Genomic DNA, 14954 nt, shown 5'->3' with positions numbered 1-14954 from the left:
ATTATCCAGACATGCCGGCTGTGCAGCCCACGCGGCCCTGAAGAATCAACGAAAGTCTCCCTCTACCACCTTCCAGGCCCCGTCCAGACTGTAGTGTTTCTTAATATAATCCTGGGTCCTGCGGCAAAGCTGGTTTAAACGTTCATTGTCCTGATATAATTTAACGGTCTTGCCGGCAAACAGCTCTGCCTGGTCCTCTATTTCCAGCACGGTGTCCGCAAAGGGAATCCCCTCTGCCCCTGTGGATGTGGTCACAATGGGCGCTCCGTTGTATATAGCTTCCACTACCTTACCCTTCACGCCGGCTCCGTATCTGAGCGGCACCACCACCACCCTGCAATGGCCATAAAGCTGCGCCAGCTCCTCCTCGCTTACAAAACCTTTGATAATGATTCCATTGCCCGGCTCCTCCAGGGCCTTGATTTCATCTGTCACCCTGGATCCTGCCACATAAAATTTCACATCCGGCAGTTCCCTGCGTATAAGCGGGAATATTTCTCTGGCAAACCACAGCACTGCATCCGCATTGGGCGGATGGGCGAAACCGCCCACAAACAGCAGTCCTTCCCTCTCTGCAAAGTCATCCTGTATGTTATCCAGAAAGGTGTCATAGACATACGCCGTAATGGCCTTTGCGGGAATGCTTCCGTCAATGGCGTGTATGGCATTGATTTCCACATAGGAAGGATAATAGGAAACAGCTGCCTTGTGCATCATGGTCAGCTCCACGGATTTCCAGTAATCCGCCTCCCTCTTGATGTTGATATCCCCGGTCAGCTCATATTCCCTTCCCAGACGCAGAAAGTGCAGGTCGTGTCCATAGTAAATCACCTTCATATTGGTGTAATCTTTTATAAAATCCACATATTTGGTGGCAATATGGGGACGGTTCAGGTACGCAAATGATATCTCGTCTCCATTTGTCTTTAACCAGTCCCATATGCCTGCTGCGTATGTGTCTCCGTAGAGTACCTCAATTCCCATTTGCAGAAGGGTGGTGGTATAGGGCTCCTCATGAAGGAAATTATCTCCCAAAAACTTTACCACATAGCCCTTTTTCAGAAACATCTTCAGGTACTGGTAGGTTGTCTTGGATCCCGCGTCCCTGTCAAAGGTGGGCACATAGTGGTCCACCACCAGGATAATTTTCTTTCCCTGGCTGCGCTCCCTGGCCCTGAACGGATTGGGATTTCCGGTGTTGACGCACTGCTTTTTGAATTCCTCAGCCCATTTCTCCTTCAGCTTTTCACTGTTTTCCACCTGGTAGCGTTTCAGGCCGGTTCCGTTTACATCTGTACCGTTGGAAACGCCCTCAAAGTGGATTACCTTGGAGAGAGGCTGGTATACAACCCTGTATCCGGCCTTTCTCACCTCAAAAGCCAGGTCCGAATCCTCGCAGTAAGCCGGGGCAAACCGCTGGTCAAATCCGCCGATCTGCTTCCACAGGGCCGTGCTCAGAAGGATGGCTGCCCCTGATATATAGTCTACATCCTTTACATAATTATATTCCGCCTTGTCCGGATCATCCAGACGGCCGTAGTTCCAGCCGGAACCATCGCTCCAGATAATGCCTCCTGCTTCCTGCAGGCGTCCGTCCGGGTACACCAGCTTGGAACCCACCATGCCAATGGTGGAATCGGACTCAATCAGGTTCACCAGGGAAGAGAGCCAGCCCTCTGTCACCTTGGTGTCATTGTTGAGGAACATGATGTATTTTCCCCTGGCAGCCTTTGCCGCCTGGTTGCAGTTGCGCAGGAACCCCTGATTTGTCTCATTTCTGCAGATTACAAGACCCTCTGCATACCGGCTCAGCTCTGCCGTTGCATCGGTGGACACATCATCGGCAATGATGACCTCGTAGGTGACATCCTTTGTAAACTCCAGGATGGACTGGAGACATGCATAGGTATAGTGGACCTGATTATAACAGGGAATCACGATGGAAACCATTGGGCCGTCCCACGTTTCGCCGCTGCCGGAGTCCACATATCCTCCCTTGCCCGGTACACTGGGGAATACCAGCCTGCCGTATTTGAGATAATCCTCGCCAATCTTAAAATCGCCTTCTATCTGGTTGCGTCCCTCTTTGGTGGCGTACAGCCTTCCGTAACGCACCGGGTGCTTCACTGTGTTAAAACAGTAGTTGAGTATCTTGCGCTTGCGGGTTCCCCTTGGAAATGCTTTGTTGACCTGGGCTCCCAGCTTGCGCCGGGCCTTGAACACAAGGGCTTCATGCCCGTTGAGATAGGTTGCCAGCTTGCCCAGCTCGTCGATTTCATGGCGCAGGTCCTTAATCATCACTTCCAGATTTGCCACATGGTTATTGGTCAGGCGCTGCACCTCCTGCTCTTTGCGGATCTGCAGGTTCTTTTCCTCCACCTCTGCCTGAAGCTGGCTGATGCGGTCCTTTGCCTGGGAGAGAGCCTGGTCCGTCTCCTTAAGCTCAGACAGGGTCGTGACCTTCTGCTGGTAATTCACCAGGTATCCCTGGACAGCGTCCCCGTGGACATAGGACTGGAAGGCGTCCTCCATGGATGCGTACACAGACGCCATCTCGCTTCCTATGCCAAACTCCTGTAAAAATTCTTCCAGGCCGGCATATGACATCAATCCCTGGTATTTATAATAAAAATAAGCCAGATTGCGGTACTGTACAAAGCGGGCAGGAACCGGGAAATCAAAGACCCATTCATAGTCCAGGCAGTATAGTTTCTCATCCCCGTCCTTTTCTGTAATCATCAGATTCTCAAAGAGCCCGTCAATGTTGCTTACTTTATAAGAAACATCATCTATATCCGGAACCGGCCCAAAGGTCCGGGTAAACTCCGGCGTCACGGCAAAGGGAACAATCTGATCCTCCGCCACATCATAAAGAAACTGAAGCGCCGCCTTAATTTCCTCCACAGGCGCCCTTCCGTCCCGGATGCACCGGCCCAGACATTCTGCCAGGGTAATGCCTTCCAGGAAAACAAACTCCACCTTGCTGCCGTCTGCGGATATCTCCGGCTCCAGGATTCTGACTCTGGGGTTGAGCTGCCTTAACTGCCGGCATTTATTTTTCAGGGAAAAGATGTGGTATCTTCCTGCGCTTTCAAGGGCAGCCTTCTCCACCCGGCGCTCTCCGTCCAGATCCCCCATGGTGGTGCGGATGCGGAATTCCTCTTTTCTGGTACGGTTATACTTGGCGAAAATGGTTTTCTCCTGCCGGCCGTCCTTAGATGCAATAATCAGGAAGGAATTGGCAAACCGGCCAAAGTCATCTTCTTCAATCAGACGGTCATATACCTCCCCTTCATTGAGGCAGGCATACCGCGGACCGTCATAGGACACAGACGGGCTGGTGATGTCTCCCTTTCCCGGCAGATACCGGTCTGAGTAGAGTGATATGGGCATTCTGTGGTCGGGCACCGGATAATAGAAGTCCGCCCGGGCAAGTCCTGCTTCCCGGCAGGCTTCCTCCGCCTGTTTTCTGGTACAGAAGCCTTCCTCATGGTCTGCCCCTGCCAGGTACCTGAGCCCCAATGCATTTTCACACGCAATGACCAGACGGCCTTCCTGTTTCAGAAAGGAGGCGCCAAAGGCAGCTGCGTCCTGTATTTCCTGGCCTTTTCTGAGTCCGGCCATGACCACAAGGTCAAATGACGGCTCCGGCTGTCCTGTCTCAGCCCCTGCCTTATAGCCATATGTGATATTGGTGTAAGTCTTGTTGCGCTCCTGATTTACAGCCAGGTTTTCATCTGCTTCGTCCATCACTGCCACATGGGCGCACCTGGAGGCCAGCAGTCCTGTCAGAACGCCATAGCCCGAACCAATCTGAAGCACTTCCCCGCAGCCAGTATAATCCAGCCACTCCAGAAGATTCTCCCTTATATCAGACAGGGCGTGGAGCACCTCCGGCCCGGACTGGCTGTCCAGGGCCTTCCTGATGCCCTCAGGACTGCTTCCGTATTGTCTGAATAAATCTAATATTTCATAACTGATGTCCTTCATGGAAAGTTATAATCCTCCGTTCACAGTTGGGCCCGCATTACCGGCCTCTATCTTCCCGGCCTCTATCTTCGCAGCCTTTACCTGGGACTCCATATCATACACCCCAACCGTATTTTTATTGGAAATAACCGTAATATTGGTCACGTTGTACAGGCGGTGGTACACCACATGCTCTCCCTGCTCAAAACCGGTGCAGCTCATGCTCAGCAGATACTCCCCGCCCTGGAGTGTCATTTTCTGGGTGAATTCCACCACATACTCATCCCCGCGCTTCACAGGCTGGATTTCGGCGCCTTCAAACATGGTGTTGGTGCCGGTAAGCTCCGTACCCTTTTTATCCTTTATAGTATAGGTAAAAATAGGGGACTGTATCTCTGTATTAAAATGAATCCGTTCTTTTATGGTAAACATCTCACCTTTTAACAGAAGGTTGGTGATATTTCCCCTCTCGTCAAAAAGACCCAGGTCCACAATCTCGGCCCGGCCGTCCCCGTATTCTGTACGGTCATAATTAATGGTCAGCTGGTCTTTCATGAGACGGCTTCCCTCTAATCCCATCCCGCCGGAAAAATCAGACATTTCCACACCGCCGGATTTTGTTCCTGCCCCAGCCCGGCTCCCGGCAGTTTCCGTTTCTTCTGTTCCTGCTCCGGTTAGTACCCCGCTGCCCGCATCTTCCTGCCCGATTTCCCCTGTCAGACTCTCCTTCTGCTGTCTTTCCCGCTCTAATTCCGCCTTTAAGGCGTCCAGCTGTCCGGCCAGGATCTTCTTATACATATCCACCACCCGGCCGGCAGGGCCTTCTGCGATGAATTCCCCCTTGTTCAGCAGCACCACCCGGTCACAGTATTTGATAATGCTTCCCATATCATGGGTCACCATAAGGATGGTTGTCCCCTTCTGGCGGATTTCCTCCATCCTGCGGTAGCATTTTGACTGGAAGAACACATCGCCGACGGAAAGGGCCTCGTCCACAATGAGGATTTCCGGGTCCACATTGATGGCCAACGCAAAAGCCAGCCGTACAAACATACCGCTGGAATAAGTCTTTACCGGCTGGTACACGAAATCCCCGATTTCCGCAAATTCCAGGATGTCCTGAAGCTTGGCGTCCATCTCCTTTTTCGTATAGCCCATCATGGTGCCGTTCATATATATATTTTCAATCCCTGTATAATCCATGTTGAATCCGGCACCCAGCTCTAACAGAGCCGATATCTTGCCGTCCACCTTTACCTCCCCGGTGGTAGGGGTAAGGACCCCGGTAATGATTTTTAATATGGTGGATTTGCCGGAACCGTTGGTGCCGATGATTCCCACCGTCTCTCCCTTTCTTACCCTGAAGGACAGCTGGTTCAGCGCGTAAAAATCCCGGTGGTAATTCTTATGGGAAATACTCATGGATTCCTTCAGACGGTCAATGGGTTTCTCATATAATCTATATACCTTGGTCACTTCTGCAACGTCTATGGCATATTTATTGTCCTGTTCTTTCACTGACATAACATTCTCCATCTCTATGCATACTTCTCCACTTTAGGCATAAGTATAGCATAGAATGCAGGATTTTTATACCTCAAACAATATTTTTCAAAAAAAGTTAAGAATCCCCTTGACATATATAACTGTATATATTATAGTTACAGTATGAACTGTACGAGTTTTGATTACAGAATAGGAGGAAACACATGAAAGGTACGATTTTTACAGCTGTCCTTATATGCAGCGCCATCTTAGCTGCCTGCAGCCCCGCCGCCCCCAGGGAAGCCATGGCCTCAACACAGAGTCCGTCCCCGTCTCCCGCAGAAGAACCGGCTGATGAGACATCTGATGAGGCATATCATAAAATCACTGCCGAGGAGGCAAAGCAGATGATGGACGAGGGCAATGCCACGGTAGTGGATGTGCGCACGGCGGAAGAATATGCGGCCGGACATATTCCCGGCTCCATTCTGATACCGGTGGAGTCCATAGGTGATACGAAGCCCGTAGAACTTCCTGACACGGAAGCAGTGCTTTTGGTTCACTGCCGCACCGGTATCCGCAGCAAACGCGCTTCGGACCAGCTGGTGGAATTGGGCTACAAACATGTATATGATTTTGGCGGAATTGTGGACTGGCCCTATGAAACAGTAACAGAAAACTGATTTATATTAGAACAGCTTAATATTGCAAGCTTATATATAAGATTAAAGAATGAATGTTCGGTGACTTTTATCACATAACACAAGTACAAAATGTGGTATCCTATAATCAATAGAGCAAAACACAAAAAAGAGAAAACCTGGAGGTAATAACTATGGAATTGAAACATTTAAATAAGGATGAATTTGAGCAGGCTGTAAACGCCGGCGACGAGCTGGTGGTTGTGGATTTCTTTGCAACATGGTGCGGTCCCTGTAAGATGCTGGGTCCTGTCATAGAACGGGCGGCAGACAAATTTTCAGATGTACATTTTTATAAAGTAGATATTGATGAGGAGATGGACCTGGCGGCCCGTTTCCAGGTAATGAGTGTTCCCACCCTTATCTACTTCAAGCGCGGCGAGGTGTTATCCAAGTCAGTGGGTCTGGTTTCACCAGCTGATATTGATAAGGAAATCAGCAAGTTAAAATAATAAGCCATCACACATTTTTGCATTCCCTTTTTGGCAGGCCGGTTCCCGAGATGGACCCGGCCTGTGTTTTATCCCTTATCCCTGTTTCTTTAACTTCCCATTGAGCTTGGCATAAATCCGCTGGCGTATCCACGGCTCAGAGGATGCCTTAAGCGAGTCCTCCAGGCCGAACCAGGCTGCCCCGCTGTTTTCATCTGCCTTTGAAAACAGGGCATCGTTCTCGTCTGCCTCCAGAAGATAGGTAACATTCAGATGCAGGTGGGAACCCACATAGGCCCCCCGCTTCTCATGTCCGTCCACGGTCAGGACTTCCAGACTGTAGATATCCTCCGATACCGGCCGTACCCTGGCAAGCCCGCTTTCCTCCTTTACCTCCCTCACAGCCACCTGCAGCAGGTCCTGCTCATTGTCCGCGTGTCCCCCCAGCCATGACCAGGATTTATATATATTGTGATATACCATCAGTACCTTTGTCCGGCCGGGATTCACCACCCACGCCGAGGCTGTCATGTGAGCCAGGCAGTTTCCCCTGTCAAATATATCCTCTTCCTCCTTCAGGCATTTCAGAATCATCTGACGGTCTGCCTCCTCCTGTTCATTATATGGGCAGTAGCTCTCTATCTGCTTAATCAAATCCGCGCGGTCCATTTTATATACTTCTCCTTTCCCTGGCATACATGTTCCAGCTCCTTTTGTATTTTTATTACAGTTTCCTGTGTGACCCCGGTCACCGAAACCTTTCCTGTTTTATGATATCTTTGATACATCAAATAATTATGAGGTGTTTTATCATGAGTCATTTATCCAAGAATCTTGCCCGTGTGGATGCCGGTACCTGCGTGGCCTGCGGCTGCTGTCTTAAGGTATGTCCCCGCCAGGCCCTTTCCGTGTTTAAGGGTTCCTACGCAGTGGTCAATCAGGACGCCTGTGTGGGATGCGGCCTCTGCGCAAAGGAATGTCCGGCCAGCGTAATATCCATTCTTCCCCGCAGCCATCAGGAAATAGAATCTGCCCAGACAGGAGGAAACCGCCATGAATAAGCCAGCCCTTAAAGCGAAAAAACACTGGTACGATTATCTCTGGATTGCATCCCTGCTGTACCTGTTTCTGGGGTTTTTCAATATCATGTTTGCATGGCTGGGCCTGATTTGTTTTCTGGTGCCCTTAGCCATCTCCATTGCCACCGGATCCAAGCTCTACTGCAACCGCTACTGCGGCAGGGGACAGCTGTTTTCCATTCTCGGCAAAAAACTGCATCTGTCGCCCAACCGTGAGATACCCGGGTGGATGAAATCCAAAGCATTCCGCTATGGTTTCCTTGTATTCTTTTTAGTCATGTTCTGCCAGATGCTCTTTAACACCTACCTGGTGTTCAGGGGTACATCCGGCTTAAAGCAGGCAGTCACAGTGCTGTGGACCTTCCGCCTGCCCTGGCAGCACGCCTATCACGGCACCGGCCTTCCCCTGTGGACCGCCCAGTTTGCCTTTGGCTTCTACAGCGTCATGCTGACCTCCACCATTTTAGGTTTGGCCACCATGGCCCTGTTCCGCCCCCGCTCCTGGTGCGTCTACTGCCCCATGGGTACTATGACCCAGATGATATGCAAGGCAAAGGCGGGAGCGTGCCCTGGTGCGGCATCCGAATGCGGGACCTCCGGCTGCGGTTCTTCCGGCTGCAGTTCTTCGGGCTGCGGTGCTTCCGGCTGCAGCTCCTCCGGCTGCAGTTCTTCCGATTGCAGCTCCTCCTGCTCAGACGAATCTCTTTCATGACTTTGCAGACAGTCCGTTCCCATGCCGCGGCCCCTTTATACCTCTCATCCTTTGACAAAATACAGGAAATTGTCTACACTATAAGAATATATATAATTACACCCTGTATTTAAACTCCCAACTATAAGGAGGAGCCGTCCGCCATGAACCATAGCCGCCCGAACATCACAGATACTCTGAAAAAATGCTACCCCTTCTGGGAAAAACTCACCGATACCCAGAGGGAGCAGCTTAAAACCAGCTCCTATATCAGGGATTATGAACCAGGAAGCTTTGTCCACAGCCGTTCTGAGGAATGCCTGGGCATTCTGATCGTATTATCCGGCCAGCTGCGCACCTATATACAGTCTGAGGAGGGCCGGGAGGTCACCCTGTTCCGCCTGGGTCCGGGTGAGGTGTGCACCCTATCGGCTGCCTGCATGATGCAGGAAATCACCTTTGATATCTTCATCGAGTCCACCGCTGCTTCCACCCTTCTCATCACCGGCGCCTCCGGCATCCACCGTCTCATGGAGGCAAATATATATGCGGAAAACTACATTTACCGCCAGACTGCGGAACGTTTCTCCGACGTCATGTGGTCCATGGGGCAGCTTCTCTTCTCCAGCTTCGACAAACGTCTGGCCGCTTACCTGGCAGATGAATATGTCAAGCTGGGCTCCGATGTGATCTCCACTACCCATGAACAGATAGCCAAGAACCTGGGCACTGCCAGGGAGGTGGTGTCCCGCATGCTGAAATATTTTGAAAAAGAGGGCCTGGTTGCCCTTGGCCGCGGAACCATTACCATAAAAAATGTCTCCGGCCTAAAAAAACTGCTGACTTGAAATAGCTTTCAGGGCCTGTCTGCCCCGTTCCCCTCTTTGCACAGCTCCATCAGTGTCCTGGCGCTGCGGGGCAGAAACTTATTCTTGTGGTAAATCACAGAGTACTTCCGGTTCAGAGCCAGGTCCTTTATCCGGAATTCAGCCAGTTCCCCTTCCCGGATATCCTGGCGCACCAGAAAATAGGGCAGAATGGAAATACCCAGCCCTGCCTTTACCCCCTGCAGGATGACCTGATTGCTGGCGCTCTGCCATATAGGGCGGACATTCAGCTCCTGCGCGGCCAGTATACCGTCAAATATCTCCCTTCCGGCGCTTCCCTTTTCCCGTAAAATAAAATCCTGATTCCGTACCTCCGACAGCTCCTCCAGAGTTTTTCCGGCAAATTCATGGCCAGCCGGACATATAAATACCAGCCGGTCCCCTGCGAAGCTCTCGCTGAGGATAAAGGGACTGTGGGCTACCCCCTCTATGATTCCCACATCTATATCATTGTCAAGTATCTGCTGTTCAATGGTTCCTGAATTGGCAATGGATGCCTCCACCTTCAGGGCCGGATACTGCTGTTTCAGCTTCTTGATATAACCGGGCAGCAGATAGGTCCCTATGGTAATGCTGGTGCCCACCTTGAGCCGCCCCATGGCGTCCACGTCCCGGACCCCCTGCTCCATCTCATCCAGCAGATCTATGATATGCCTGGCATACTGGAGGGCCCTGCGGCCGTTCTCTGTCAGATACAGCTTGCGGGATATGCGGTCAAACAGCTTTACCCCGTAGTAGTCTTCCATTTCTGAGATGGCCAGGCTGATGGACGGCTGGGCGATGAACAGCTGGGAAGCGGCGGCCGTCATGCTCCCTGTCTCACATACGGTAACAAATATCTTCAGATGGCGAAATGTCATGTTCCTCTTTTCCTGAACCGCGCATGGCAGACTGAGGGTACATCTCTGCAGTCTGACATAGGGCACATATATAATACATCTATTATAATTATTATTTAATTATAGTATTTTACATATGGATTTGCAAGCTGTATAGTAATAGCAGAAAAAACAAATACATGATGATAGTTACATGTATTACTGTTAAAAGGGGGATACCGTCATGGTAGTTAACATAAAATCAAAAAAGCATGCTTCCTCCAGGGCTCCGGGACACGCGGGCAGCCGCGGCTCCCTTCTGGCAAAACTCTTTCTCTCAACCCTGTATCTGAGCGCATTTACCTTCGGTGGCGGATATGTCATCGTCACACTGATGAAGAAGAAATTTGTAGACGAATACCACTGGATTGATGAACAGGAGATGTTGGATCTGGTGGCCATTGCCCAGTCCTCGCCGGGCGCCATCGCTGTCAACGGGGCTATCGTGGTAGGCTATAAACTGGCCGGCATGGCAGGGGTACTGACCGCGGTCATTGCCACTGTCCTCCCGCCGTTTACCATCCTGACTCTGATCTCCTTCTGCTACGCCGCCTTCCGCTCCAACCTTTTTGTGGGATGGATGTTAAACGGAATGCAGGCCGGCGTGGGGGCTGTCATTGCCCAGGTGGTCTGGGAGATGGGCAGCGGCATCGTAAAAGACAGACAGTGGATATCCGTCCTGATTATGGCCGCGGCCTTTATTGCCAATTATGTATACAATGTCAACGTAGTCCTGATCATCCTTTTGTGCGCCGCCATAGGTGTGGTGCGGACCCTCTCTTCCGGGCATAATAAAAAAGGGACGGAAGGAGGCGCGCTATGATTTACTTCCAGCTATTTTTAAGCTTTCTGCAGATTGGCGCATTCAGTTTCGGAGGCGGATATGCCGCCATGCCTCTGATCCAGAACCAGGTGGTCACCCTTCACGGCTGGCTGAACCTGGCTGAGTTTACAGACCTTGTGACCATTTCCCAGATGACCCCTGGTCCCATTGCCATCAATGCCGCCACCTTCGTGGGCACCCGCATTGCAGGTACGCCCGGGGCCCTGGCGGCGACCATTGGGTGCGTGCTGCCGTCCTGCATCCTGGTTACCCTTCTTGCAAAGATCTATCTCAAATACAGGAATTTAAGCCTGATCCAGGGTGTCCTCAAATCCCTGCGGCCTGCCGTGGTAGCCATGATTGGTGCAGCGGGCGTCAGCATACTGGTCACTGCCTTCTGGGGACTGGCGGGCTTTACCCCTGACCTGGGAGCCATAAACCTGCGTTCCGTATGTATTTTCACCGGCGCCATGATACTGCTCATACGTTTTAAGATGAATCCCATCCTGGTCATGGTGCTGTCAGGACTGGCTGAAACAGCCTGCCAGCTGGCCATGCGCGTGATATAGCATCTGCTTATCATTGACTTTAAAGAGGTTCCGATATAGAATCGAATGGGTACATCAAACAAAACACCCGGAGGATTCTATGTTAGCGGAATGTATTGCACTTGGATTATTTCTGGCAGGTCTCGGACTCTGCATTGTTACGGGCATACAGATTCTGTATGCCCTCAGACTGTAGACAAACTGGTTTTGGGCTTTGTATCCCAAAGCCAGTTTTCTTTTATTAACCAAATTGCGTTCAAAATAAAGTTTGTGAAATGGGCTGCTCCCCATTTCGCTTTCATCCTGGCCAGCTTTTTCAGATTCATGCAGGCAAATGTAAGCCCGACTTTCATTTCCATTCGGGCTTTTCCAAACATCTGTGTATATCGAAAACCATGATTCTCCTTTGCACTTCCAAAGATTCGTTCTATGGTTTCTTTCCTTTGTGAATATAATTCTTTCATACCCAGGGTTTGGCGGATCTCCTCACACATCTCCATGTAAGGTTCCCATATGTGGCGCATAACCGTCTTTACATGATCTTTGCTTTGGGTACATTTTGCAAGATAGGCACAGCTTGCACAGGCACTTCCACAGCTTTTGTACTCGCGATATCCCTCACGGTTGGTTGTTCGATAGGTCAGCACCTGATTGTTGGGACAGATATAGCAGTCGTAATACTCATCATAAACGTACTCGTATTTCTTGAAGAAACCCTCTTTTGTCAGGGGGCGTTTGTATGGTAGGAGCGGTTTGACTCCTTGATCGATCAAAAGTTTTGCTATACCGGGAGTTTTATATCCTGCATCGGCTATCAGGGTCTCTATTCCGATCCCTTTTATCTTGTCATATAAAGACTTGAAGGTTCTGCTGTCATGATTGTTCCCGGGATGAACGCTATAGCTGAGAATCCATCCATTCTTATCACATGCGGTCTGTACTGCATAAGCAAATACATGTTTATGTTCTCCTTTGCGAAACCATCCGCTTTCCGGATCAGAAGTGCTTGCTTTCACTGTCTTTTCTTCTTTGCCGCCGGCTCCACCGGATGGTGTATTGTTGTCATCCTCTTTTTCTTTCAGCGGACGTTTCCCGTGTGCTTCACGGTCTTCATTGATTTCCTGTTTCAGCAGATCTTCAAAAAATAATGCCTCATCATGAGCAATACGCTTCTGCATCTTTTTATTGTTTGCTCTGGCTTTTACATGGGTGGCATCCACAAAAACTTCATTAGGGTCTACCAGCTTAAATTTGTAGCATTCAGAAAGGATATGCGCGAATATCTGTTCAAACAGGTCGGTGTCTTTAAAGCGTCTCGTATAGTTCTTTCCAAAGGTTGAAAAATGTGGCACTTTATCCAGCATATCCAACCCGAGGAACCAGCGATAGGCGACATTTACCTCAATCTCTTTTACCGTCTGGCGCATGCTTTTAATGCCATAAAGATATTGGATGAAAGGAATCTTGATCAGCATGACGGGGTCCATACTGGGGCGTCCGTTGTCCTGACTGTATTTATCTTCTACCAGTTCATAAATGAAGGACCAGTCGATTGCTTTGTCGATGATCCGCAGCAGATGGTCCTGTGGAACCATGTCATCCATGCAAAACAACTGAATCTGTTCTCTTTTTTTATCCGCATTCTGTGTCATCATAAGCATCTCACCGCCTGTATTTGATACATCTATTATACCAAAAAAGAGCCTCAAAGTCTTGTAAGTGCTGACTTTTCTGGCTCAATGGCGAAGAAATTCCGAGGCACTTGTCCTCGGAATTTGTCTACAGTCTGCGGGCATACAGATTCTGTATGCCCTGTTGTTCGGCCTGCTCTGTTTTTCCATCTACTGTCTGGCCAAAGGATATTCGGCAAGGGAAACCGGCTCCATGCTGTGGGAGGGTATTTCCCAGGTACGGAATATCCTTATTATTTTTGTATTTATCGGAGGCCTGACCGCTGTGTGGCGAATCAGCGGCACCATCCCCTATATCCTATATTATGCGGTAGGATTCATACATCCCAGGTATTTCGTGCTCTGCACCTTCCTCCTGTGTTCTTCCATGTCCTTCCTCACCGGTACCTCCTTTGGCACGGCAAGTACCATGGGAGTCATATGCATGCTCATATCGAATGCAGCAGGCTTAAGCCCCTTTCTTACAGGCGGCGCCATCCTCTCCGGAAGCTTTTTCGGGGACCGCTGCTCCCCCATGTCCTCCAGCGCCCAGCTGATATGCAGCCTGACCCGGACAGACATCTATCTGAACATAAAGCTTATGTGCCGCAGCAGCGCGGTTCCCTTAGCCGCAACATGCATCCTCTATGTGGTCCTGGCTTCCGGTTCCAGCGCTCCGGCGGACAGGGAGCTCCTGGACCTGTTCAGGACAAATTTCTCCCTCCACTGGGCCGCCATGCTTCCGGCTGTCCTGATTCTGGTTCTGTCCCTGTTGCGCGTGGATGTAAAATATGCTATGGCCGTCAGCATTGCAGCCGGTGCCGCAGTGGCCCTGTTTGTCCAGGGAGCCTCCCCCCTGGTCCTGCTGCGCTGCTTCCTATACGGATATGAGGCCCAGGACGGGACGCGACTGGCCCAGCTGTTGAACGGTGGCGGCATACGCTCCATGGTAAAGGTGGGCATCATCGTGCTCATCTCCGCCTCCTACTCAGGAATCTTTTCACACACCTGCCTGCTGTCCGGGGTAAAGCATGCCCTTTTAAGGTCTGCCCGGCGCCTTACTCCCTTTGGCACTGTCCTGGTGACCTCGGTCCTCTCCTGTGCGGTCAGCTGCAACCAGAGCCTGGCCACCATCCTTACCTGCCAGATGTGCGACGGGCTTTACCCCAAAAAGGAAAAGCTGGCCCTCGCGCTGGAGGACACAGCCATTCTCATTGCAGCCCTGATTCCCTGGGGTATTGCCGGCACTGTGCCGGTGGCCGCCATCGGCGCTCCCATGGGATGCATGTTTTATGCTTTTTACCTGTATCTGGTTCCCCTGTGGAACCTGATTACGGCCCTGTACCATGACCGGATCCGGGCCGGACGCACTGCCTTCACCTCATTCATGTAATTCCAGCGGCAGGCCGTCGGGATCATGAAAGAACGTCATTCTCCTGCCTGTAAACTGGTCCATGCGGACAGGCTCTGTATCCACTCCCTTTTCATTGAGCTCCCTCACGGCAGCATCCATATCCTCCACCCGGAAAGCCAGGTGTCTCAGTCCCAGGGCTTCAGGGTAACTTGGCCTGGGAGGATTATGCTTCCCTGAAAACAGCTCCAGTTCGCACCCGTCCAGCTCCAGATCCAGCTTATAGTCATCTTTTTCCGGCCTGTAATTTTCCCGGATCACTTTAAATCCCAGAAGCTCCACATAGAATCTTCTGGACACCTCATAATCTGAAACAATAATAGCCACATGGTGTATTTTCTTTAAATCCATTTCATACTTCCTCCTGCTTGCGCCTGGTTA

At 50.7% G+C, this 14954-nt stretch carries 14 protein-coding genes; 8 read left to right on the top strand and 6 right to left on the bottom strand.

Annotation, left to right across the window (positions count from 1 at the left end):
* Positions 1-45 precede the first annotated feature (45 nt).
* Both CGC65_RS03655 and CGC65_RS03650 read right to left on the bottom strand, forming a co-directional pair.
* Positions 46-3990, bottom strand: coding sequence for a glycosyltransferase (locus CGC65_RS03655; RefSeq protein WP_002568283.1), 3945 nt, complete (start codon positions 3988-3990; stop codon positions 46-48).
* A 6-nt stretch (positions 3991-3996) separates the two neighbouring features.
* Complete coding sequence (locus CGC65_RS03650) at positions 3997-5493, bottom strand: ABC transporter ATP-binding protein (RefSeq protein ID WP_002568284.1); 1497 nt, start codon at positions 5491-5493, stop codon at positions 3997-3999.
* A gap of 185 nt (positions 5494-5678) precedes the next feature.
* On the opposite strand from CGC65_RS03650, the gene CGC65_RS03645 reads away from it, so the two are divergent.
* Positions 5679-6137: a rhodanese-like domain-containing protein gene (locus CGC65_RS03645; RefSeq protein ID WP_002568285.1), complete on the top strand. Its 459-nt coding sequence runs from the start codon at positions 5679-5681 to the stop codon at positions 6135-6137.
* Positions 6138-6274: 137 nt separating this feature from the next.
* Positions 6275-6607, top strand: a complete 333-nt coding sequence (gene trxA, locus CGC65_RS03640) for a thioredoxin (RefSeq protein WP_227125873.1) — start codon at positions 6275-6277, stop codon at positions 6605-6607.
* Between the two features lie 75 nt (positions 6608-6682).
* Here the strand turns inward: trxA and CGC65_RS03635 are convergent, their stop codons facing one another.
* Complete coding sequence (locus CGC65_RS03635) at positions 6683-7282, bottom strand: NUDIX hydrolase (RefSeq protein ID WP_002568287.1); 600 nt, start codon at positions 7280-7282, stop codon at positions 6683-6685.
* 116 nt (positions 7283-7398) lie between these two features.
* Between CGC65_RS03635 and CGC65_RS03630 the strand changes: the two genes are divergently transcribed.
* The 3 genes from CGC65_RS03630 (at position 7399) to CGC65_RS03620 (ending at position 9204) form a co-directional block, all read left to right on the top strand.
* Positions 7399-7647, top strand: a complete 249-nt coding sequence (locus CGC65_RS03630) for a 4Fe-4S binding protein (RefSeq protein WP_002568288.1) — start codon at positions 7399-7401, stop codon at positions 7645-7647.
* Positions 7640-8377 carry a 4Fe-4S binding protein gene (locus tag CGC65_RS03625; protein ID WP_002568289.1) on the top strand — a complete coding sequence of 246 codons (738 nt, stop codon included), beginning with the start codon at positions 7640-7642 and terminating at the stop codon, positions 8375-8377. Before CGC65_RS03630 ends, CGC65_RS03625 begins: the two co-directional genes overlap by 8 nt.
* A 143-nt stretch (positions 8378-8520) precedes the next feature.
* A complete protein-coding gene (locus tag CGC65_RS03620) occupies positions 8521-9204 on the top strand; it encodes a Crp/Fnr family transcriptional regulator (protein WP_002568290.1) in 684 nt (227 codons plus the stop codon).
* 8 nt (positions 9205-9212) lie between these two features.
* Here CGC65_RS03620 and CGC65_RS03615 read toward each other — a convergent pair whose 3' ends face one another.
* Positions 9213-10103: a LysR family transcriptional regulator gene (locus CGC65_RS03615; protein ID WP_002568291.1), complete on the bottom strand. Its 891-nt coding sequence runs from the start codon at positions 10101-10103 to the stop codon at positions 9213-9215.
* A 202-nt stretch (positions 10104-10305) separates the two neighbouring features.
* Here CGC65_RS03615 and CGC65_RS03610 point away from each other — a divergent pair, with 202 nt between their 5' ends.
* Positions 10306-10944, top strand: a complete 639-nt coding sequence (locus CGC65_RS03610) for a chromate transporter (RefSeq protein ID WP_002568292.1) — start codon at positions 10306-10308, stop codon at positions 10942-10944.
* Positions 10941-11513 carry a chromate transporter gene (locus CGC65_RS03605; protein WP_002568293.1) on the top strand — a complete coding sequence of 191 codons (573 nt, stop codon included), beginning with the start codon at positions 10941-10943 and terminating at the stop codon, positions 11511-11513. The genes CGC65_RS03610 and CGC65_RS03605 overlap by 4 nt, the downstream gene beginning before the upstream one ends.
* A gap of 164 nt (positions 11514-11677) precedes the next feature.
* Here CGC65_RS03605 and CGC65_RS03600 read toward each other — a convergent pair whose 3' ends face one another.
* Positions 11678-13153 carry an IS1182-like element ISClbo1 family transposase gene (locus CGC65_RS03600; RefSeq protein WP_007037661.1) on the bottom strand — a complete coding sequence of 492 codons (1476 nt, stop codon included), beginning with the start codon at positions 13151-13153 and terminating at the stop codon, positions 11678-11680.
* Between the two features lie 58 nt (positions 13154-13211).
* On the opposite strand from CGC65_RS03600, the gene CGC65_RS03595 reads away from it, so the two are divergent.
* Complete coding sequence (locus CGC65_RS03595) at positions 13212-14555, top strand: Na+/H+ antiporter NhaC family protein (protein ID WP_235622264.1); 1344 nt, start codon at positions 13212-13214, stop codon at positions 14553-14555.
* Here CGC65_RS03595 and gloA2 read toward each other — a convergent pair.
* On the bottom strand, positions 14544-14924 hold the full coding sequence (gene gloA2, locus CGC65_RS03590; RefSeq protein WP_002568297.1) for an SMU1112c/YaeR family gloxylase I-like metalloprotein: 381 nt from the start codon (positions 14922-14924) through the stop codon (positions 14544-14546). The two genes, CGC65_RS03595 and gloA2, sit on opposite strands and share 12 nt — an antisense overlap.
* Between the last annotated feature and the right edge of the window lie 30 nt (positions 14925-14954).

The sequence above is a fragment of the Enterocloster bolteae genome (genome assembly GCF_002234575.2).
GTDB lineage: Bacteria > Bacillota > Clostridia > Lachnospirales > Lachnospiraceae > Enterocloster > Enterocloster bolteae.
The sequence above is the reverse complement of the archived record's forward strand: the minus strand, read 5'-3'. Positions and strand labels throughout refer to the sequence as shown.